The 20,689-nt window shown below is 42.8% G+C and carries 19 protein-coding genes; 18 read left to right on the forward strand and 1 reads right to left on the reverse strand.

The annotated features are described in order from the left end of the window. Nucleotides 1–12: 12 nt before the first annotated feature. The 16 genes from crcB (A8F95_RS19675) to A8F95_RS19750 all read left to right on the forward strand — a co-directional run bounded on the left by crcB (A8F95_RS19675) (nucleotide 13) and on the right by A8F95_RS19750 (nucleotide 17,964). Entirely contained in the window at nucleotides 13–399 is a 387-nt protein-coding gene (gene crcB / locus A8F95_RS19675; RefSeq protein ID WP_065412109.1) for a fluoride efflux transporter CrcB, read from the forward strand. Then, nucleotides 396–743: a fluoride efflux transporter CrcB gene (crcB, locus tag A8F95_RS19680; protein WP_065412110.1), complete on the forward strand. Its 348-nt coding sequence runs from the start codon at nucleotides 396–398 to the stop codon at nucleotides 741–743. Before crcB (A8F95_RS19675) ends, crcB (A8F95_RS19680) begins: the two co-directional genes overlap by 4 nt. Nucleotides 744–802: 59 nt before the next feature. Further along, nucleotides 803–1,018 carry a DUF6366 family protein gene (locus A8F95_RS19685; protein WP_065412111.1) on the forward strand — a complete coding sequence of 72 codons (216 nt, stop codon included), beginning with the start codon at nucleotides 803–805 and terminating at the stop codon, nucleotides 1,016–1,018. 253 nt (nucleotides 1,019–1,271) lie between these two features. Next, complete coding sequence (locus A8F95_RS19690) at nucleotides 1,272–1,565, forward strand: SAV0927 family protein (RefSeq protein WP_065412112.1); 294 nt, start codon at nucleotides 1,272–1,274, stop codon at nucleotides 1,563–1,565. 188 nt (nucleotides 1,566–1,753) lie between these two features. Then, on the forward strand, nucleotides 1,754–2,968 hold the full coding sequence (locus A8F95_RS19695; RefSeq protein ID WP_065412113.1) for an MFS transporter: 1,215 nt from the start codon (nucleotides 1,754–1,756) through the stop codon (nucleotides 2,966–2,968). Between the two features lie 66 nt (nucleotides 2,969–3,034). Beyond that, nucleotides 3,035–4,966 carry a sigma 54-interacting transcriptional regulator gene (locus A8F95_RS19700; RefSeq protein ID WP_065412114.1) on the forward strand — a complete coding sequence of 644 codons (1,932 nt, stop codon included), beginning with the start codon at nucleotides 3,035–3,037 and terminating at the stop codon, nucleotides 4,964–4,966. Nucleotides 4,967–5,168: 202 nt separating this feature from the next. Beyond that, the gene (locus A8F95_RS19705; RefSeq protein WP_065412115.1) at nucleotides 5,169–6,143 is read left to right on the forward strand and encodes a hydroxyacid dehydrogenase; all 975 of its coding nucleotides are present in this window, start codon (nucleotides 5,169–5,171) and stop codon (nucleotides 6,141–6,143) included. 65 nt (nucleotides 6,144–6,208) lie between these two features. Continuing rightward, nucleotides 6,209–6,397: a DUF3311 domain-containing protein gene (locus A8F95_RS19710; protein WP_065412116.1), complete on the forward strand. Its 189-nt coding sequence runs from the start codon at nucleotides 6,209–6,211 to the stop codon at nucleotides 6,395–6,397. Between the two features lies 1 nt (nucleotide 6,398). Beyond that, nucleotides 6,399–7,883, forward strand: coding sequence for a sodium:solute symporter family protein (locus A8F95_RS19715; RefSeq protein WP_065412117.1), 1,485 nt, complete (start codon nucleotides 6,399–6,401; stop codon nucleotides 7,881–7,883). Nucleotides 7,884–7,943: 60 nt separating this feature from the next. Then, nucleotides 7,944–9,608, forward strand: coding sequence for a thiamine pyrophosphate-dependent enzyme (locus A8F95_RS19720; protein ID WP_065412118.1), 1,665 nt, complete (start codon nucleotides 7,944–7,946; stop codon nucleotides 9,606–9,608). 68 nt (nucleotides 9,609–9,676) lie between these two features. Next, complete coding sequence (locus A8F95_RS19725) at nucleotides 9,677–10,855, forward strand: Glu/Leu/Phe/Val family dehydrogenase (protein ID WP_065412119.1); 1,179 nt, start codon at nucleotides 9,677–9,679, stop codon at nucleotides 10,853–10,855. A gap of 91 nt (nucleotides 10,856–10,946) precedes the next feature. Then, entirely contained in the window at nucleotides 10,947–12,380 is a 1,434-nt protein-coding gene (locus A8F95_RS19730) for an amino acid permease (RefSeq protein WP_065412120.1), read from the forward strand. A 107-nt stretch (nucleotides 12,381–12,487) separates the two neighbouring features. Continuing rightward, nucleotides 12,488–13,930: an aldehyde dehydrogenase family protein gene (locus tag A8F95_RS19735; RefSeq protein ID WP_065412121.1), complete on the forward strand. Its 1,443-nt coding sequence runs from the start codon at nucleotides 12,488–12,490 to the stop codon at nucleotides 13,928–13,930. A 57-nt stretch (nucleotides 13,931–13,987) separates the two neighbouring features. After that, a complete protein-coding gene (locus A8F95_RS19740) occupies nucleotides 13,988–15,025 on the forward strand; it encodes an aromatic ring-hydroxylating oxygenase subunit alpha (protein WP_065412122.1) in 1,038 nt (345 codons plus the stop codon). A 48-nt stretch (nucleotides 15,026–15,073) separates the two neighbouring features. Next, a complete protein-coding gene (locus A8F95_RS19745) occupies nucleotides 15,074–16,087 on the forward strand; it encodes an NAD(P)/FAD-dependent oxidoreductase (protein WP_065412123.1) in 1,014 nt (337 codons plus the stop codon). Nucleotides 16,088–16,371: 284 nt separating this feature from the next. Further along, complete coding sequence (locus A8F95_RS19750) at nucleotides 16,372–17,964, forward strand: long-chain-fatty-acid--CoA ligase (protein WP_065412124.1); 1,593 nt, start codon at nucleotides 16,372–16,374, stop codon at nucleotides 17,962–17,964. Nucleotides 17,965–18,021: 57 nt separating this feature from the next. Here A8F95_RS19750 and A8F95_RS19755 read toward each other — a convergent pair whose 3' ends face one another. Further along, nucleotides 18,022–19,401, reverse strand: a complete 1,380-nt coding sequence (locus A8F95_RS19755; RefSeq protein ID WP_065412125.1) for an Asp-tRNA(Asn)/Glu-tRNA(Gln) amidotransferase GatCAB subunit A — start codon at nucleotides 19,399–19,401, stop codon at nucleotides 18,022–18,024. 169 nt (nucleotides 19,402–19,570) lie between these two features. Between A8F95_RS19755 and A8F95_RS19760 the strand changes: the two genes are divergently transcribed. Together A8F95_RS19760 and A8F95_RS19765 are read left to right on the forward strand one after the other, a co-directional pair. Then, complete coding sequence (locus tag A8F95_RS19760; protein WP_065412126.1) at nucleotides 19,571–20,071, forward strand: flavin reductase family protein; 501 nt, start codon at nucleotides 19,571–19,573, stop codon at nucleotides 20,069–20,071. Between the two features lie 136 nt (nucleotides 20,072–20,207). Further along, nucleotides 20,208–20,651 (forward strand): MarR family winged helix-turn-helix transcriptional regulator, encoded by a 444-nt coding sequence (locus tag A8F95_RS19765; RefSeq protein WP_065412127.1) that lies wholly within the window; start codon nucleotides 20,208–20,210, stop codon nucleotides 20,649–20,651. The last annotated feature ends 38 nt before the right edge of the window (nucleotides 20,652–20,689 follow it).

The following is a 20,689-nucleotide window of genomic DNA, read 5'->3' on the forward strand; positions in this document are numbered from 1 at the left end:
AAGGTGATGTGAGTGAATGTGTTATTCGTGATGATTGGCGGTTTTTTTGGCGCTATCGGCAGATATTTAATAGGGGAGTGGGTGCAGCCAGTCCATGAATTTCCGTTAGGAACCTTACTTATTAATCTTATCGGCTGCTTTTTTCTTGGCTGGTTTTTGACATTTGTCAATCGCTATAAGAGGGTAAAGCCTGAAATTATTTTGATGATCGGAACAGGGGTAATCGGTTCTTTTACTACTTTTTCGACCTTTTCAGTAGAAACTGTTCATTTGTTTCAGGGAGGACATGCTTTTCTTGCTGTGCTCTATGTACTGGTGAGCACGTTGTTTGGTTTGCTGTTGGCCGATGCCGGGCGCAGATGGGCCTTATCTGGTGAAAAAGAAGGTCTGGAAGGATGATTTGGTTCATTGGAATAGGTGGTGCTTTAGGAGCGAGCTCTAGGTTTTTATTAGGAAATCTTTTAAATAAGAAATCGCTGTTTCCAGCAGGAACATGGCTGATAAATGTGACCGGCTCTTTTCTGCTTGGCTGGCTAGCCGGGCTTCATTTAGCTGGTCAAATTAGTGAAGAGCTATGGTTATTTGGAGGCGTTGGCTTTTGTGGAGCATACACAACCTTTTCTACCTTTGGTTACGAAACGATCACGTTACTTCAGTCTAAGAAATTAAAAACAGCGGTTGCGTACATCACAGCTTCATTATTAGCAGGAGGAATTGCAGCTGCAATTGGCCTGCTCATTTAAGGCTAATGGTTGTTTTATTTCAATATGCTCGTAATAGGATAAGGTATGGGGGTGCGGTTGTGAGTGAAAACAAAGAAACACCTGAAAGAAGAAGAGAAAGACTCAGACAAGAAGAATTAAAAAGAAATCCGGCTGGAAATCTGCATGATTCGTTTAATAGGGCTCATGCCGGAAGCCTTGCTGATTTAGTCGGCAGTTTAGGCTGGAAAGGCACTGGCATACTTATTCTCGTTATTATAATAGGGTTTCTCATCGCAGCTATAGTTATAAAGTAAGAAGATTTCTTTTTGAGGTTTTTACTAGCCGTCATTTTCTAGAGGGAAAGTGTCAATAATTTGAACATTCTAATAATTGATTGACCTGCTCAGAAGCCTCTTATAAAATGAGTACATATTAAATGAAACTGATCAATCTATGGGACTTCCCACAAGAAGCCGTTAGTAGATAAATGCCAGTTAACGCCAGTAATCAAAAGGCTGTTAACTGGCTCTTTTGGTTGCTGGAAAAATAAGAGAAAGGGATGATAGAATGGGGATTACTTTGTTAATGGATGAAAGAGAACTGCAATCGAGCCGGTACGTCTGTATCGTGACAGATCATGAGCTATACAATTTAGCGATCATTCATACAAGTCAGTTTTGCGGTAAAAGCCTAGTGTTTTCCATTTTGAATGCACAAATGGTGTTAATGTCTCAAGAGGACATCGAAGATACAGCCTATTGGATGGAGAAATTAGGCGTTGTTAAGGAAGATATTGAGGAAATTCAAGCCTTCTTTTATACGGTATTGGGAAAGAGTGAATCTGTCAGCGTTTATAATTAATAAATTTGTCAGCTGAAGTTTAATGAGAGGCCTGCGCAGCAAAGTGGTTGTATCCACGACTAGCTGCTCAGGCTTTTTTTGGTTTTAGACCATGATCTGATAACAAATTGCTATTAGACATAGAGCCTTATTGACTTTTATAATGAAATTGAAATATTTAAAAAATTACATAATAAAAGGGGGATCCGATGGAGCAGTTAGCAGCAAAAACAGAAATCGCAGTCGCGGAGAAAAAATATTCGCTGATGACATTCGTCTTTTTTTGCAGTGGGTTATTCATCGTTTCGGCTTTATTTTCAACTATTCCGTTAAGTCCAGTATTCATGGGGGAGTTTCAACTTACGGCCGAAACAGCGGCTTTAGCGACAAGTATTTGTTCATTTTGCTATGCGTTAGGAACTGTTTTTTTCGCGCCGCTTTCTGATCGGTACGGCCGTAAGCGTGTCATTCTATTCGGGTTGTTTGCGTTAACTGTTATTTCACCACTGATTGGCTTTTTGAAGAGTTATGAGGCTATTCTGCTGCTTCGAGGCATTCAAGGATTTGTTGCTGCTTCGTTTGCTCCAACAGCGCTTACCTTTATCACTGAATTATATCCTCCTAACAAGCGAGTAACGGCTATTGGTTTTATTAGCGCCGGCTTTTTGATGGCGGGAATAATCGGCCAGGTGTATAGCAGCGTGATTAATGATTTCCTCGGTTGGAAGTATGTGTTTTACATGCTGGGCCTTGTGTATTTAGTGATAGCGATCGGATTTAATGCTGTGATTCCAAGAGGTACACTTCCCGCTTCTGGAGAAAAGAGATCTGTCTTAGGGGCTTTTACTATTGTGTTGTCTCAACATTTCTTTCTCTTTTGCTATTTTATTACAATTTTACTGTTATTAAGCTTCGTGGGAACGTATACAACACTTGAAAATTATTTGCGTGACATCTATACACTTGAAGCGCCCCAAATCTTGCTCGTCCGCTCGGCTGGAATTATTGGTATGCTGCTGGCGCCGTTCGGAGGACGGCTCGCTTCCCGCTTTGGTACTTTTCCGTTAATGCGCGCTGGGCTTGCTGCAGCAGCCATTGGACTTTTCTGTATCGGCATTTCGGGAAATATCGTTGTGATGACAGTGATGAGTGTCGTCTTTACAGCTGGGATTTCTGTTACTGTTCCCTCGTTAGTTTCCTTGCTTGGCCAGTTTGGAGGGAGAGAAAAGGCATCGGCGATGTCATTGTATTCTTTCTTCTTATTTATTGGATCGACGCTTGGACCAGTGCTGGCTGTTTTCTTTATGAAAACAGGAAGTTATGTGCTGGCGTTCGAAGTGATTGCCGCTTTATTAGCGATCGGTTTTTTCGTTACGTTTCCCCTTGCGAAACAGGCGGCAGAGCGTTCTGAAGGATCATTTTAGAAAAATAAACCGTTCCGCGCAGGCTGATCATTGTGCCTGCGCGACGTTTTTTTAGGGGTGAATGTTTTGATTAAAATAAAGCTTGTTGTGCCGCGTAAAGGCTACATTAAACATGCCTTTGAGCGGTTTGAAGAATTCAATCGATTAGAGGAAAGAGAAGAGCATCATCATGAAGAAACCGTAGAATTTGAGTTAGAGGAGGTAGTAGTCGCTGCTGATAAGGTTGCCAAATTAGAATTGGATGCGGATGTCATCATCTCAAGAGGGTTGATGACAAAGCTTTTAAAAGAGCACAATGAATTTATGCCAATCGTTGATATCCCAGTACAAGGAATTGATCTGATCCGTTGTTTATCCGATTGTAAAGCACGCTTCGGAAGAAAAAAAGTAGCGGTGATTGGCGCACTCAATATGATTTATGGAGTGGAAAACTTGGCGGATATTGTTGATTTGCCTATTCAATCTTACATTTTAGAGGATATAGAAAAGTCGGCGAGCTTAGTAGATTTAGCTGCTAGTGAAGGATGTGAAATCGTCGTCAGCGGATTGAGTACGACAGAATATGCCGAGGCTACCGGCTTGGGAGCAGCTATTGTAGAAACAGGAAAAGAATCTTTTCGGCAGGCTTTAATTGAAGCGAAAAGGCTCGCGCTCGTTAGTTTAAGAGAACAGGAAAAAGCCGAGCGATATCAGACGATTTTGAACCATGCGTACGAAGGGGTCATTGCTATTGATTTAAAAGGGCAAATCTCGGTGTTTAACACTGCAGCTCGGGAGATTTTATCTATCTCGCAGAAAAGTCTAATTGACCATTCTATCTATGAAGTTTTGCAGAAGGGGAAATTTCGGGATTTGTTGCTGAGTGAAGGCGACTATCGGGAGGAGATCGTTTCTTACCAGTCTATTCAGCTTTCCGTCAAGAAAGTCAGCAATTTTTTAAAAGGGAAGAAAGTCGGGAATATGATGGCCTTTCAAGATGTGACAGGCATTCAAGAGATGGAAGGAAAGATCCGTAAAAAAATTCATTCCCGCGGACATGTGGCGAAGTATACATTTGAAGATATCCTGTTCCGCAGCACTGAAATTGAAAAAACGATTGAGACAGCGAAGCGCTATAGCGAAGTGGATTCCAATATTTTAATTATTGGGGAAACCGGAACCGGGAAAGAAATATTCGCGCAGAGCATTCACAACCACAGCAAGCGGAGAAACAATCCATTTGTCGCCATTAACTGTGCTGCTCTTCCTGAAGATTTATTGGAAAGTGAGCTGTTTGGTTACGCAGAAGGAGCGTTTACAGGAGCGATGAAAGGCGGGAAACAAGGGTTTTTTGAGCTGGCCCATCGCGGAACTATCTTTTTAGATGAAATTGGCGAGATCTCAGCTAAACTCCAAAGCCGGCTGCTCCGTGTGCTTCAAGAAAGGGAAATTATGCGCATTGGAGACGACAAGATTATTCCAGTCGATGTGAGGATTATTGCTGCCACAAATAAAAATTTGATCCATATGGTCAAGAAGGGAGATTTCCGGGAAGATCTTTATTACCGTTTAAGTGTGTTAGACCTTCATTTACCGCCTCTTCGGGAACGGAGGGCGGATATCCCTGTATTAGTGAATGCTTTTATTAGCAAGGCGTTTCCTGGACAAAGCCAGGTGATGATTACAGATGCAGCCAGTCAAAAATTAAGTGAAGCGAGCTGGGAGGGGAATGTACGTCAATTACAAAACTTTTGCGAGCGATTAACCGTTCTTTGTAAAGGAAGAGTGATTGACGTCTATGATATTGAGAAATATTTGCTGGGTGTACAGGAGGAAAGAGCCCACCCATCACAACAGGAAAAAGAGACAGTGGCGAGGGGATCGCACATATCCGAAAGGGAGCGGATTTTACAAGTTTTAAAGAGCTGTCATTATAGCAAAGGAAAAGCAGCAGATGAGCTGGGAATGAGCCGGACGACGCTATGGAGAAAGATAAAGGAATGGGGAATTGAAACATAATGAAACAATTTGGAACATTTTGTTTCATAGAGAAACAAAATGTTAACGATTTGTGTCTGATAAAAAGGGCTGAAAACGGCTTTTTAACGAATAAAAAGACATTTTTTAATATTGGCACAACTCTTGCAAATATATCATCAAAAGGATAAGGTAGACTTTCCTGAAGAATGAAATATCATTTTAAGACGAAAGAGGGGACAACGTGAGCTACCTGGTATATATTCCTCAAGATATTGAGCAAGAGGGAAAAGATTATCTATTAGAAAGAGGCTACAACCTAAAAATAGGCTCTGATTTGTCTCAGGAAATTCTAATGAAGGAAGTTAAGGATTGTGATGCTATCTTAACAAGGTCAATCGCTGTCATCAATGAAGCAGTAATCCAGGCAGGCAGAAACATAAAAGTGATTGCTAAGTATGGAGTAGGCTTAGACAATATTAATGTGAAGGCGGCTACAGAAAGCGGCATTTATGTAACGAATACTCCACAGGCAAATGCAAACGCTGTCGCGGAACATGTGATGGCTTTCATCCTAGCATTGTCTAAACAGCTTATCGCAGCTGATAAAGAGCTAAGAGGTGGAAACTATGGAGCTCGCCATCAACTTCCTAGTATGGATTTGGAAGGAAAGACGTTGGGCGTGATCGGCCTCGGGAGAATCGGTACACTGTTAGCACAAAAGGCAGCCAGAGGATTTGGGATGAATGTGATTGGCTATGATCCTTATTTAACGACAAGCCCGAGTGACGCTTTGGAAATCGTAACAGATATAGAATGGCTGTTCCGGAATGCCGATGTTGTGAGTCTCCATTTGCCGTTAACTGAAGCAACAAAAGGAACAATAGGAAGCCGGGAATTTTCCTGGATGAAAAAGTCGGCGTATTTTGTTAACGCTTCCAGAGGAGGAATCGTAAAGGAGGCCGACTTAATAGAAGCTTTGAAAGCAGGTGAAATTGCTGGAGCGGGAATCGATGTCTTTGAAGCAGAGCCGCCTCAGCGGGATAACCCTCTCTTTCAATTAGACAATGTGATCGTTAGCCCACATAGTGCAGCTTTAACGAAAGAGGCCTCCGTACGGATGGCAGTTCATGCTGCGATGCAGGTCGATCAAGCATTGAGAGGGGAGCATCCAGAATGGGCTGTGAATGATGTGCTGAATAGGAAAGTCTCTATTTAATAAAAAAGCGGAATCCTATTCTTTGAGAAGTAAACAAGTTTTAAAAAAACAAGGATGGTGAATGGATGAAAAAATTAGCGTTTGTGACCAGCATAATACCAGCGCTCGGCTCGCTTGTTGTCATTAATCGTGTAGAGCCCTATGTTCTTGGTATGCCATTTGTACTTTTTTGGGCGATTTGCTGGGTTTGCCTGACATCTTTGTTTCTGATCATTACAAACAAAATAGATCCTGCCAATAGGGAGGAGGAATAAGATGAATTCGGCCCTTCTTGTTATTCTTTTCTTTCTAGTATTGTGTATTTGGCTGGGACTTCAAGCGCGCAAAGGCAAAGATATGAGTTTAGAGCAATGGGCTGTCGGCGGGCGCGGTTTTGGAGGTGTGCTTGTCTTCTTCTTAATCGCCGGTGAGATGTTTACTACTTACACCTTTTTAGGAGCAAGCGGCGGTGCTTACCGGTCAGGTATTCCCCCTGCTTTATACGCTTTCAATTGTTTTTACTTTGTAATTGCATACTGGCTGCTGCCACCAATATGGAAGTATGCCAAAGCGAACAATGTCATTTCTCAATCTGATTTTTATGATAAGAAGTATAATAGCCCGGCGTTAGGAGTTCTAGTGGCCATTATTAGCGTTGTTTCTATTATTCCCTACTTGATCATGCAGCTGAAAGGGTTAGGAATTATTGTGGCAGAAACCTCGTATGGCACGATCTCTCCGAGCATGGCCATTGTGGTCGGTGTCATTGCCATTACCATTTACGTAACGGCTTCAGGTATGCATGGGGTAGCGTGGACAGCTATTATTAAGGATATTATGATTTTAGCAGTTGTCGTCTTTATGGGAATTTATTTTCCGCTTCATTATTACGGCGGCATGCAGCCGATGTTTGAATCTATCAATGCAGCTAAAGAAGGGTTCCTGATTTTTCCTAAAGAAGGACTGAGTATTTCCTGGTTTGTTTCTGCTACGATTATGACTGCACTGGCATTCTATATGTTTCCTCATATGCTGGCAGGAGTTTTCTCAGCGAAAAGTCCGAAATCGCTTCGCTGGAATGCGGGAATTATGCCAATTTATCAAGTTATTATTGTTTTTTCATTATTTATTGGCTTTTCGGCGGTTCTTCAAGTCCCTAATTTGCAAGGAGCAGATACAGACTTAGCGTTGTTTAAGATGGCAAAAATGTCATTTGACCCTTGGTTCGTAGGTGTTATTGGTGCCTCAGGAGCAATGGCTGCACTCATACCGAGTTCATTGGTACTAACGGCGATCGCTACTATTCTTTCTAAAAATATATACAAAGTGTGGAAGCCAAACACGTCAGATGATCAATTAGCAAGGTTAAGTAGAGTATTAGTTCCTGTTATTGCTTTAGTGGTCCTTTATTTTACATTTAATGGTGGTAATTCAATTTTTACTCTATATCTAATGGCTTACAGCTTCATGGCACAGTTGTTCCCGGCCCTGTTTTTCAGCCTGTGGAAGAAGAATCCAGTTACTGTGCAAGGTGCTTTTGCCGGAATGATTGTCGGGATTTTAATGGTTGTCTACTCTACGATTTCAGGAACAACACTCGCTACGCTATTCCCATCATTCCCGCAAGTAATTAAAGATCTCGATGTTGGCTTAGCAGTCTTGCTCGTTAATGTTGCCGTGACACTCAGTGTAAGTGTCATTACTAGAAAACCGGGTGTTAAGGGAGAAGAAAAAAACGAATGGACTGATTTAGCAAACTAACAAAATAGATTTTAAGATTAACAATATAACTTACTAGAGATAGAAACAGGAGGAGTACTTATGAAAGTTAGTGGAGGCAAAGCCGTTGTAGATGTCATGGTGAAAGAGGGGGTGAAGAAAGCGTTTTGTGTACCGGGAGAAAGTTATCTGGGTGTTATGGATGCCTTGTATCAGCACCCTCAGATTGAGTTGATCTCGACCCGTCATGAAGGAGGAGCCTCTTTTATGGCAGAAGGGTATGCAAAAGCGTCAGGCGAAGTCGGTGTTTGTATGGCAACGAGAGGTGTAGGGGCTACAAACTTGGCGATCGGTATTCATACGGCTGCGCAAGATTCTACTCCACTCGTAGCGCTCATTGGCCAGGTGGAACGTCCTTTTAAAGAAAAGGAAGCCTTTCAGGAGGTAGACCTTGCCGGATTTTTTAGTCACTTATGTAAATGGACGGTAGAGATTGACCGAGTTGAAAGAATTCCGGAATTGCTCCACCGGGCGTTTCATATTGCTCGCTCAGGCAGACCAGGTCCTGTTTTAGTGGCGCTGCCGCATGACATGCTGGAGGACGAAGCGGTAATGGCTGAGTATGCGCCATACATTTCAAGCCGTCCGCGTGCCCACAGGGAAGATGCTGAACGAGTAGTGGAAGAAATCCAAAAAGCCAAGCGGCCAGTGCTAATTGCAGGCGGCGGCGTAATCCATGCGAAAGCACAGCCGTTGCTTGTCCAGTTCGCTGAGAAAATGAGCCTGCCTGTTGTGACTGCTTTCCGCCGGTTCGATGCTTTCCCTAATACACACGCTTGTTATGCCGGCTGGCTCGGTTTTGGAACTCCTCGCGGTTTGCTTGATGAGATTAAAGAGGCAGATGTGGTGGTTGCTTTAGGGACGAGGTTTTCTCAAGTAGGAACACAGGATTATACTTTGCTCTCTGAACAGACAAAGTTAATTCATATCGATATTTGTCCTGATATTTTCGGAAAAGTCTATGCTCCTTCCCTTGCCATTGAAGCAGATGCTAAAAGCTTCCTAGAGCTGGCAGTAGAAGCTGCAGGTTCACAATCTATTCATACAGGTAAAGAGAGAACAGAAGAGTTACACAGAAAATATACGGAATTTTCTGAAACGAAATCAGACTATACAGAAGAGTTCACCGATATGGATGGATTCATGCATGATATTGTTGCACAGCTTCCAAAGAACACCATCATTACAAATGATGCCGGTAACTTCTTCGGCTGGCTATCTCGCTATTATCGATTTGAACAAGAAAACACTTATGTAGGGCCAACATCAGGAGCAATGGGATACGGACTGCCTGCAGCGATCGGGGCAAAACTTGCTCATCCTGATCGTCCAGTTGTTTCTTTTTCAGGAGACGGCGGCTTCATGATGACGATGCAAGAGATTGAAACAGCTGTACGGTATAAAGTGCCAGTTATTGCGATTGTCGTAAATAACAACATTTACGGAACGATTCGCGCTCATCAGGAAATACATTTCCCGGATCGAATGATTGGGACTGACTTAACAAATCCAGACTTTGCTGAGATGGCTCGTTTGTTTGGAGCTCACGGAGAAAGAGTCGAACGAAACGCTGAATTTGTGCCAGCGCTGCAGCGAGCAATCGCTTCAGGACTGCCGGCTCTCATTGAAGTAGTCACAAATCCTGAAATTATTTCTGTAAGCCAAGATAAGACGAAAGTACAAGGAAGACTCGTATCCAGTAAGTAATATTCATCGTAGGTATACCTTTAAAAAACAATCAATCTATTTTAAGAAGATCTTTAGGAGGTTTCATCATGTCAAAACCATATTTAGTCGTAGAGTGGAATGATACAGAAACAGATGCACAAGGCTGGCTTGTTGTTCATAATTTCGTGAAAGGCTATACAGGCGGCGGTACAAGAATGCACCCTTCCGTAACAAAAGAGGAAGTTGAAAGATTGGCTGAGGCAATGGCTTACAAGTATGTAGCCTGCGAGTGCGGTACGACTGGCGGTTGTAAAGCAGGTATCGCTTATGATTACAAAGCACCGGACGCTTACGCTGTGTTAAGAAGATTCTTAATTGCGATGATGCCCTATATTGATATCGGTGTGTCCTTGGGCAGTGATTTAGGCACGAAATATGAAGATGTCCTAAAAGTATTCAATGAATTTGGAATTGATATTCCGTTGACTAAATCAATGAAACAAAATCCAGCCGTTTTACAAGGAATAAAGGATTTTGATGAACTGTTGTCTACAAGAATTGACGGCTTGCTTTTAAATGATGTAGTCACAGGTTATGGGGTAGCCTTTTCAGCGGATGAAGCTTGGAAGTTCAAAAGTGGAAAAGAAGGAGCGAAGGTGGTCATTCAAGGCTTCGGCTGTGTAGGAGCAAGTTGTGCGTTGAAAATGTCTCAATTAGGCTACAAAGTTGTCGGAATCTCTGATGCTAACCTATTGGTAACGTGTGAAGAAGGGTTAGATATCCAAAAGCTGATTGACCATAAAAATGTATACGGAGAGATGGATCCAGCCTACTTTGAGCCTCACTACAAGGTAAGACCAAATACAGAATGGCTTGATGTAGACTGTGACATTTTAATTCCATCCGCGCTAGAAGATGTGATCAACGTATCCAATGCTGAAAGTGTAAAAGCAAGTTTAATTGTAGAAGCAGCCAATATTCCGATTTCTGCTGAAGGAGATGCCATCATCAAACGCAGAGGAATTGATATCGTCAATGATTTCGTTGCCAACCTAGGAGCGATCCGATTCTATGATGCGGTCATTTTCGGTCTAGTGGAACCAAATCCACAAGCAGTAATAGATGATATTGAAAAGCTATGCCGCAAAAATACAAACCGCTTGTTCACAGAAGCCAAAAATCAAACCAGATATCAAAGAGAAGTAGCGTACGAGATTTTCAAACCAACGATTAGCGACTTATTAGAATATGAAGAGCCTTCCGAAGCAGTAACGGCTCAACAGTGAAAATATCATTCGGAATAATAGAAACATTGGTGTGAACTTCCAAGCACAAAAGTAAGAGAATAAGTGGAAGGTTAGAAACGGGGGGAATGGAATGCACATAGAGCAAGAGAACCAACCAAAAGAGTTGCAGCGTTCGATGAAGAGCAGACATTTATTTATGCTTTCCTTAGGTGGAGTAATTGGAACCGGACTTTTCTTGGGATCGGGCTATGCAATTGGTGAAGCAGGTCCTGCTGGAGCTATTGTAGCCTATTTAGTCGGTGGTTTATTAATGTACCTGGTCATGGTTTGTCTCGGAGAATTATCCGTCATCATGCCGGTATCGGGTTCTTTTCAAGCCCATGCAGCGAAGTTTATCGGACCAGCCACCGGATTTGTCATCGGATGGACGTACTGGATGAGTTGGGCCCTTTATGTCGGGTTAGAATTTATAGCAGCAGGTTTGCTCATGTCTAGGTGGTTCCCTGACACACCGGTTTGGGTATGGTGTACGGTTTTTGCCTTGCTTTTATTTGGCATCAATGCTTTGACAACGAAGAGCTTTGCAGAAACAGAATACTGGTTCTCGGCTATTAAAGTGCTTACCGTTATTTTGTTTATCATTATTGGTGGGGCAGCTATGTTTGGGATCATTCCTATGAAGGATAATTCTGCTCCGTTTCTTACTAACTTTGTCGGTGACGGATTATTTCCTACCGGATTTACTGGCATATTTATCTCGATGATGACAGTGGTCTACGCCTTCCAAGGCTCAGAAATTATGGGTGTTGCAGCAGGAGAAACAGAAGAGCCAGAAAAGAACATTCCGCGGGCGATCCGCAGTATCGTCATCCGCATCTTGCTGTTCTATGTTCTTGCTACTTTCGTTCTTTCAGCTATCGTTCCGTGGAAAGAAGCAGGCGTATTGGAAAGTCCCTTCGTTACTGTATTTGAAATGACGGGCATTCCTTATGCTGCAGACATTATGAACTTCGTTATCCTAACAGCCGTTCTTTCTGTAGGAAACACAGGACTGTTCGCTTGTACGAGAATTCTTTTCTCGCTTTCTCAAACTGGAATGGCGCCTGCTGCCTTTGGAAAAGTCAATCGTCGCGGTGTTCCGATGAACGCTTTGCTTGTCACACTTGCTTTTGCCTTGTTGTCCTTGCTTACGAGTGTAGTAGCAGAGGAAACACTGTTTGTTGTGTTGCTTGCGATCAGTGGAGTGGGCGGCGTGCTGACTTGGATGGCCATTGCCTTTGCACAGTATAGATTCCGTAAGCAATACATTAGAGAAGGCGGGAAGGTGGAAGATTTAAAGTTCAAAGTCCCTTTCTTCCCATTCGTCCCGATTCTTTGTCTGATCATGTGTACAGGAATTTTCGTATTCACTGCTTATGATCCGACACAGCGAACGTCGCTATATTGGGGCTTCGGCTTCGTTGCTGTTTGTTATCTCTTTTACTACTTTAGATTCACAAGGAGAAAGGTGGAGGCACCCGCTCTTACAACAGCAGCGGAACAGCCTGATAAAATCGTTCATTAAAAAGTCGATAAGAGGGGACTCTTGGATCCCATAGCGATAAAAAGAGTCCCTCTTTCATAGAGAAAGATTATGCAGAATCAGAAAAACAGATTGCAGGGGGAGAAGGCATGCGTTATTTAAATTACATTAATGGCCAATGGAAAGAACCATCTACGGGTGAATATAGAGAAAATCTTAGTCCTCATAACGGAGCAAAGTTGGGAGAGTTTCCTTCCAGTGCAGCGGCAGATCTACAAGAAGCGGCAGCAGCTGCAAAACAAGCTTTTCCTGCATGGAAAAAACTTTCATTCCAACAGCGGGCTGCCTATTTACAAAAAGCAGCTGCTATTTTAAAAGCTAATATACAAGAAGTCGGGCAAGATCTGATAAAAGAAGAAGGAAAAACATTCACAGAAGGAATGGGAGAAGCAAATCGTGCGGTCAGCATTCTGGAATACTTTGCGGCAGAAGCAAGACAACCGCTCGGGCAGGTGATTCCTTCCGCAAATGCAGAAACCTTTTTATATACTTCGCGCACGCCTCTTGGACCAGTTGGGTTGATCACCCCGTGGAACTTTCCAATTGCTATTCCTGTTTGGAAAATGGCACCGGCTCTTATTTACGGAAACACAGTAGTGATTAAACCAGCTGATTTGACACCAAAGTCCGTCTACCACGTAATGAAAGCATTCGATGAAGCAGGCCTTCCAGCAGGTGTTGTGAACTGTGTATTTGGAAGAGGTTCGGTCATTGGCAATGAACTAGTCAAGCATCCAGATATAAAAGCCATTTCCTTCACGGGATCCAATCAAGTGGGACGGCAAATCCAAATGCAGGCGATCGAAAGCGGCAAGAAAGTGCAGATGGAAATGGGAGGGAAAAATCCGCTTATCGTTCTCGCTGATGCTGATCTTGAAAGAGCGGTTGAAATCGCAGTAGGCGGCGCTTTTAAATCAACAGGACAAAAGTGTACGGCAACGAGCCGTGTCATTGTTGAAGAAGGAATCTATGAAGCCTTCCGTGACCGCCTTGTAGAGCGGGCGAAAGGATTAAAGATTGGTGATCCTCTCGATGAAACAAATTATATCGGGCCGGCTGTATCCAAAGCACAGCGTGATGGCGTTCTAGAAATGATTGAAGTGGGAAAAGCGGAAGCGACACTTCTATGCGGAGGAGAAATTCCAGCAGAAGAGGAATTGCAAAATGGCTTCTATGTGCAGCCAACTGTGTTTGAAAATGTTCCACAAGACGCCCGTATTGCCCGCGAGGAAATCTTTGGACCTGTTATCGCTCTTTTTAAAGCGAAGGATTACAACGAAGCGGTTAAGATGGCCAACGATACAGAATATGGTTTGAGCGCGGCGATCTGCACGAATAATTTAACGATGGCGCACCGCTTTATCGAGGATGCTGAAGTAGGACTTGTCCACGTGAACTCCGAAACAGCTGGAACTGAACCGCAATTACCGTTTGGCGGGAATAAAAACTCAAGTACCGGCAGCCGGGAACAAGGGAAAAGTGCTATTGAATTTTATACAGAAGTGAAGACGGTTTACATGGATCGGATGTAATCCGCAAAAGAGAGAAAAAAATTTAATTGATTACGAATAATGAGAGGGGTCTTTACGATGACAGCAACAGAAAAATTAGAATTTAATTCAACACAGCCTTATTCACGTTATGTGGATCCAGCAGTATTCAAAGAAGAAAGAGAAAAGATTTTTGCGAAAAACTGGATCTTTATCGGGCATACGAGCCAGCTAGAAAAGCCGGGAGACTTTTTAACGATGGAGGTCGCTGGAGAGCCGATTATCGTTACACATGATAAAGATGGAGAACTAAGAGCTTTTTACAATATTTGTCCACACCGTGGAATGAAGGTAGAGCAGCGTGATCATGGCAACAAAAAAATACTGCAATGTAAATATCATGGCTGGACGTTTAAATTAGATGGAACAGTCAATCGAGCACCTAACTTTAAAACAACGGAGCTAGGAGCGCATAGCTGCATGAAACCAGTTCGTTTGGAGGTACATCATTCTTTAGCGTTTGTTAATTTAGATGAGAAAGCTCCGTCGATGTCAGAAGCTTATCAAGAGTTTTTAGAAGAGATGTCCAAGTATTCCTTCTTTGATTCTGTAAAACTCATTCGAGAAACGCGTCGTGTCGTAAAAGCGAACTGGAAAGCGGTCATTGATAATTATCTTGAGTGTGACCACTGTGCAATCGCCCATCCAGGGTTTGCAAAGTCTTATGATCTGTCCAATTTCTGTACAACAGCACATGATAAATTTACTCATCAATACATGGCAGCAAGCCAGAGCACGGATGAAAGTGAACTTGCTCGTTTTTACTGGATCTGGCCAAATATGATGATTAATGTGTATCCGGGAGACGGAAATGTCAACACCATTCAAGTAGTTCCGTTAGATGAAGAGACTTCACTCGGAATTTACCGTGATTATTCCCTTGATGAAACGATTACGGCAGAAAAAGAAGAATACTTCAAATTTGTCGATCAAGTAAGATTGGAAGATTTCGAATTAGTGGAAGAACTGCAGAAAGGTTTAGGATCGAAAGCATTCGCAAACGGAATCTTTTCCCCTACTGAAAATGCGGAAGAGTACTTTCACCAACTCGTTGACACAGCTTTAAAGGGCGAATAAGCTATTACTATACTAGTTAGGCTTTATGGAATCGGAGGATAAGAAATTATGGATCAAGGCAATAAAATTTACGACGTAACGATTATTGGGGGAGGGCCGGTTGGATTATTTACGGCTTTCTATGCAGGGATGAGACAAATGTCTTGTAAAGTTATTGAAAGCCTTCCGCAGCTCGGCGGCCAGCTGTCCGCTCTCTACCCTGAGAAATATATTTACGATGTAGCCGGCTTTCCAAAAGTGAGAGCACAGGAGCTTGTTGATAATTTAAAAGCACAAATGGACCAATTTAGCCCAACCATCTGCCTCGAAGAAGCGGTAGAAGAAGTGGAAAAACAGGAAGACGGTGTTTTCAAGCTCACAACGAATGCGGGCACTCACTTTACGAAAACGATTATTATTACAGCCGGAAACGGAGCGTTCCAGCCGAGAAAGCTGGAGCTTGCAGGATCAGAAAAATACGAAGGCCAAAACCTTCATTATTTTATCAATGATTTAAACCAGTTTGCTGGAAAAAAAGTACAAGTATTCGGCGGCGGCGACTCCGCTGTCGATTGGGCTTTGATGCTTGAGCCGATCGCGGAACAGGTCACGCTTGCTCACCGCCGTGATAAATTCCGCGCGCATGAACACAGTGTGGAAACGCTGCAAAATTCTTCCGTGAACATTAAGACGCCGTTTGTGCCGACTGAACTGATTGGCGAAGAGCGCATTGAACAGGTTGTCCTTCAAGAGGTAAAAGGGGAACAAAAAGAAGTCATCGACGTGGATGATGTAGTCGTGACGTACGGCTTCGTGTCTTCCCTCGGCCCGATCAAAAACTGGGGGCTGGAAATCGAGAAAAACAGCATCGTCGTCAATTCCAGAATGGAAACGAACATTCCGGGCATTTACGCAGCCGGCGACATTTGTACGTATGAAGGAAAAGTAAAATTGATTGCGAGCGGCTTTGGCGAAGCGCCGACTGCCATCAGCAATGCCAAAGTGTACATTGATCCAAAAGCGAAGGTTCAGCCGCTTCACAGTACATCTGTGATGGGGGAGAAAGAAAAAGTTTTAAATTAATGAAGGATATATCATGACGCGGAAGTGAGTTCCGCGTCATTTTTTGTGTGAAGGTTTTTTTCAAAAGGATGATTGTTTTTTAACTATTTATGGGGAAGTAACCTGTTGATAAAGAAGTTGATTAGACTGGAAATCAATAGCCCTGATCTACAAGCGCATAAAAAAAGGCTGTATGAATAGTCTTTGTTTAATTGGAGAAGTTTAACAAATATTGATTTTAATTTTCTGAAAAATCTATTAAGATAAAGGAGTAGGGACAAATACACTATCAGGGGATGAGAGAAATGAATGTACCACTTGTAGTCACGCAATTTCTTGATCGAGCTGTTACGTATTATGGAGAAAAAACGGCAGTTATTACTCAAACAAGTTCTCTTACTTATAAAGAGTTATTTGCCAGAGTTCAGCAATTGTCGCGTGGTTTAAGAGCAGAGGGCGTTCAAAAAGGAGATCGAGTCGCTTATCTTGCTCCTAACTCGCTGGAAATGCTAGAAGGATTTTATGGCGTCTTTCAATTAGGAGCAGTTATGGTGCCACTCAATATCCGTCTCAAACCAGAAGATTATTTATTTATCCTTAATCATAGTGAAGCGAAATTGCTTTTCGTTGATGATGAGCTTTATTCACTAATTGTACCAATTAAAGACAAGTTAACGACGGTAGAAAAAATTATTGTTCATGATAAAAAGAAGGATTGTCAGGAAACAGGCTATGAAGAATGGCTGTCACGCTTTTCTGAAACCGCTTTCGAAAGAGAAGAAGTTGAAGAAGATGACCTCGCCAGTCTTCTCTATACGAGCGGAACGACCGGTAATCCAAAAGGTGTCATGCTCACACATCGCAACAATTATTTACATGCGCTATCTTCTATGCACGCTATTCGTGTATCGGACAGAGACGTATATTTGCACGTTTTGCCGATGTTTCATGTAAACGGATGGGGAGCGCCATTCTATTATACAGCGAATGGAGCCACTCATATTTGTCTGAAGAAAACAGATCCGAAAACAATTTTTGAAGCCGTTGCCGCTCACAACGTCACGGTCATGCACATGGCGCCGACCGTGTTGAATAGTTTGCTTCAATACAATGAGGAATACGCTCCTGCTATTCAACAAAAGCTGCGGGTCGTCATTGCGGGGTCTGCCCCGCCGCCGGCCTTTGTTGCTCGTGTAGAAGAAGAGCTTGGCTGGGAATTTCTTCAGGTGTATGGAATGACGGAATCTTCACCGCTTAGCACCTATTCTGTTATTCGCCCTCAGTGTGATGACTTACCTTTAAAAGAAAGATATCGAATGAAAGCCAAAGCCGGCTTTGCAATGATTGGCAACGAAGTGCGCGTCGTGAATGAGTTTGGCGAAGAGGTCGCTCACGATGGACAGGCCATCGGCGAATTAATCGTTCGCAGCAACGGTGTTATGAAGGGGTATTGGAAAAATGAACAAGCAACGATGGAAGCTATCCAGAACGGCTGGCTGCATACAGGAGACATGGCAACGGTAGATGAGTATGGAAATATCGATATTGTCGATCGAAAAAAAGACGTCATCATTAGCGGCGGTGAAAATATTTCTTCCATTGAAGTGGAAGGCACCTTATATGAACATAGTAACGTATTAGAAGCAGCAGTCGTAGCGGTTCCTCACGAAAAGTGGGGGGAGACGCCACACGCTTTTGTTGTTAAGCGCCCATCCTCCGACTTAACCGAACAAGAACTCATTGATTTCTCAAGAAGCCGGCTCGCCCATTTCAAAGCGATTACGGGAGTGACGTTTGTAGAAGAACTGCCAAAAACAGCCTCTGGAAAAATTCAAAAAGTTCATTTGCGAAACGAATATTGGGAGTCTACAGGAAAATCTGGCCGTTTCGTTAATTAATAACGGTAAAAAAGAGCTTGCCGCCGGCTGATTGATTAGCAGGCGCAAGCTCTTTCCTTAGTTAGTTAACGATCCTTCCAGTGCCTCTCTTGTTTGGTAGAACTCTTGGAGGAAGGCTTGTTCATAAGCGTAGCCTGCACGGATCAGCAGCTTTTCATTAAAAGTAGCGGCTGCCAGCTGCAAGCCGGCTGGAAGTCCATTCTTAGTCAATCCGATTGGGAGGGATAGAGCCGGCTGCCCAGTGAGGTTAAAGACGGACGGATAGCGGATCATCGCATCAAAGGTCGGCTCCCTCCTGCCATCAATTTCAAATTCTTCAACGCCGATTTTTTGAGCAGTGGCCGGCAGTGTTGGAGATGCCATCACGTCAATTTGCTGGAACAGCTTTTCAAATTGCTCTGTGATTTCAGCTTTCCGCTTCAATGCTTTAATATAATCTAGAGCGGAGAAAGTGCGGCTTGCTTCCACAGCAGCACGGACATCGAGGCCGAATTGATCGATTGCCGTGTTGAGGCTCTTCTCATGAACGAAGCCGGCTTCAGAAATAGCAAGAACAGAGACTAAAGCAAGATCACTCTCTGTAAATGGGATGTCAATTTCAATGAGCACAGCTCCTAAAGACGCTAGATGGTTAAGGGCCTCTTGATAAAGAGCTAATATTTCTTTATCTATATGTTCATTAAAATAATGAACAGGTACACCTACTCGTAAGCCGCGAATATCCTCCTGTAAATAGTCCGAATAGGAGAGCCCCGTTAAAGCCTCCATCATCATAGCTAGATCGTCCACGTTTCTTGTAAGCGGCCCAACATGGTCAAGTGACCAGGAAATATTCGTAACCCCCGTAGCCTCCACTAAGCTATAGGTAGGTTTTAACCCTACAATGCCACAAGAAGCAGCTGGAATACGGATGGATCCGCCTGTATCAGTGCCAATTGACGCCATACATAAGGAGGCGGCCACAGCCGCTCCAGATCCGCCGCTCGATCCACCTGGTGTATACGCCTTATTCCATGGATTTCTGACTGGTCCATAGAAGGGATTGTTCGATGTTATTCCAAACGCATACTCATGCAGGCCTACTTTGCCAAGATTAATGGCTCCTTCTCGTTGAAGAGTGTGGACAGCGCCAGCGTCAGTTTCTGGAATAAAGTTCTCTTCAATTTTCGATCCGCTCGTTGTTCGGATTCCTTTTGTATATAAATTATCTTTGTAGGAAAGTGGAATGCCTTCGAGAAGGCCTGTTACGTCATTGGCTAAAAATTTTTTTTCGGAAATTTCTGCTTGCTTCAACGCCTGATCAGCGCACACTGTAATATAAGCGTTTAAATCTTTGTGCTGATTGATCCGTTCTAAATAAGAGTTCGTCACTTCAACTGGAGATAGCTCCTTTTTTTGATAATGAGCCTTTAACTCACGAATTGTTCTATTCTTCATTGCTTGTCTCCCCCTTTATAGTCCTGATCTCACTTCCTTATCTTACCATGAAATAATAAAAAAGATTGAATATTAAAAATTAATGTACGAAAAGCGAACTTTTTTGCCCAGTTTTTGTTCATTTTTTGATACAGTAGAGATACATACATAACAAGGGAGATGATGAAAAATGGAAAAAGCAGAACAGCAAACGTTGTTTAAAGAAGTGATGGGGAATTATCCAACAGGCGTTACGATCGTAACAGGGGTAACGGATGATGGAACGCCAGTTGGATTGACAGTGAATTCATTTGCTTCTGTATCACTTGATCCGCTCATGGTCCTATGGTCAATTGATCATGGTGTCTCGACTATTAAAGCTTTTACGGAAGGCGGCAAGTTTGCTGTCCATGTGCTTGCAGGCGAGCAGCAAGAGCTCTGCAAAACGTTTGCTACTAAAGGGGTAGATCGCTTCAGTCAGTGTAAATGGGAAATGTCTGAAAATGGGCTGCCAATTATTGATGGGGCCTTTGGTGTATTTGAATGTGAAACGTTCAAGGCAATAGAAGCGGGTGACCATACGGTTCTGATTGGCAATGTAACGAACATTCGTCTCGATAAAGAAAAAGATCCGATGTTATATCATCGCCGCTGCTTCGGCCCAATCCCAGCTGAATTTTATACAGAGTAATCTTCGCTCATCCGCTGTCCAATGGCAGCGGATGATTCTATTTTAATAAAATTCTAAGAAACCTGTTTGACTTTAAAAATGAATCATTATATAATAAATCTCGAATTCGAGATAATTTATAAAAGGATGGATGACGATGGCTTCAGCTAACGAACAAGACTTGTCTTTAAAACTATTCGTTGTACTGTCTCGAGCTGTGCAATCGGTAATGAAACGGGTAGAAGAAGATATAAAAAATTATGGCTTGAATCCTACTGAGTTTGCAGTACTTGAGTTATTGTTTAATAAAGGGGACCAGCCTATCCAGAAGATTGGCGAAAAAATCTTACTTGCAAGCAGCAGCATTACGTATGTAGTAGATAAATTAGAAAAGAAGAAATATCTCATACGGAAGCCATGCCCGAAAGACCGCCGCGTCACATACGCGTCTATTACCCCAGAAGGTCAGGAGTTAATGAGTACTATTTTTCCTGAACATAAAGAAGCCCTTCAAGAGATATTTGGTGGATTAAATGCCGAAGAGAAAGAAAACATGATAAAAAAATTAAAAAAATTAGGTTTTCATGCTCAAGAGCTGTAACTAATTTTTTTGAACAAATATCTCGAATTCATAATATA

Origin of the sequence: Pseudobacillus wudalianchiensis (assembly GCF_001685015.1) — a bacterium.
GTDB lineage: Bacteria > Bacillota > Bacilli > Bacillales > Domibacillaceae > Pseudobacillus > Pseudobacillus wudalianchiensis.

Coding starts and splice junctions, on each gene's coding strand:
- crcB (WP_065412110.1), top strand. CDS start 396: ATGATTTGGTTCATTGGAATAGGTGGTGCTTTAGGAGCGAGCTCTAGG.
- A8F95_RS19695 (WP_065412113.1), top strand. CDS start 1,754: ATGGAGCAGTTAGCAGCAAAAACAGAAATCGCAGTCGCGGAGAAAAAA.
- A8F95_RS19720 (WP_065412118.1), top strand. CDS start 7,944: ATGAAAGTTAGTGGAGGCAAAGCCGTTGTAGATGTCATGGTGAAAGAG.
- A8F95_RS19690 (WP_065412112.1), top strand. CDS start 1,272: ATGGGGATTACTTTGTTAATGGATGAAAGAGAACTGCAATCGAGCCGG.
- A8F95_RS19765 (WP_065412127.1), top strand. CDS start 20,208: ATGGCTTCAGCTAACGAACAAGACTTGTCTTTAAAACTATTCGTTGTA.
- A8F95_RS19740 (WP_065412122.1), top strand. CDS start 13,988: ATGACAGCAACAGAAAAATTAGAATTTAATTCAACACAGCCTTATTCA.
- A8F95_RS19725 (WP_065412119.1), top strand. CDS start 9,677: ATGTCAAAACCATATTTAGTCGTAGAGTGGAATGATACAGAAACAGAT.
- A8F95_RS19735 (WP_065412121.1), top strand. CDS start 12,488: ATGCGTTATTTAAATTACATTAATGGCCAATGGAAAGAACCATCTACG.
- A8F95_RS19710 (WP_065412116.1), top strand. CDS start 6,209: ATGAAAAAATTAGCGTTTGTGACCAGCATAATACCAGCGCTCGGCTCG.
- A8F95_RS19730 (WP_065412120.1), top strand. CDS start 10,947: ATGCACATAGAGCAAGAGAACCAACCAAAAGAGTTGCAGCGTTCGATG.
- A8F95_RS19750 (WP_065412124.1), top strand. CDS start 16,372: ATGAATGTACCACTTGTAGTCACGCAATTTCTTGATCGAGCTGTTACG.
- A8F95_RS19745 (WP_065412123.1), top strand. CDS start 15,074: ATGGATCAAGGCAATAAAATTTACGACGTAACGATTATTGGGGGAGGG.
- A8F95_RS19715 (WP_065412117.1), top strand. CDS start 6,399: ATGAATTCGGCCCTTCTTGTTATTCTTTTCTTTCTAGTATTGTGTATT.
- A8F95_RS19755 (WP_065412125.1), bottom strand. CDS start 19,401: ATGAAGAATAGAACAATTCGTGAGTTAAAGGCTCATTATCAAAAAAAG.
- A8F95_RS19760 (WP_065412126.1), top strand. CDS start 19,571: ATGGAAAAAGCAGAACAGCAAACGTTGTTTAAAGAAGTGATGGGGAAT.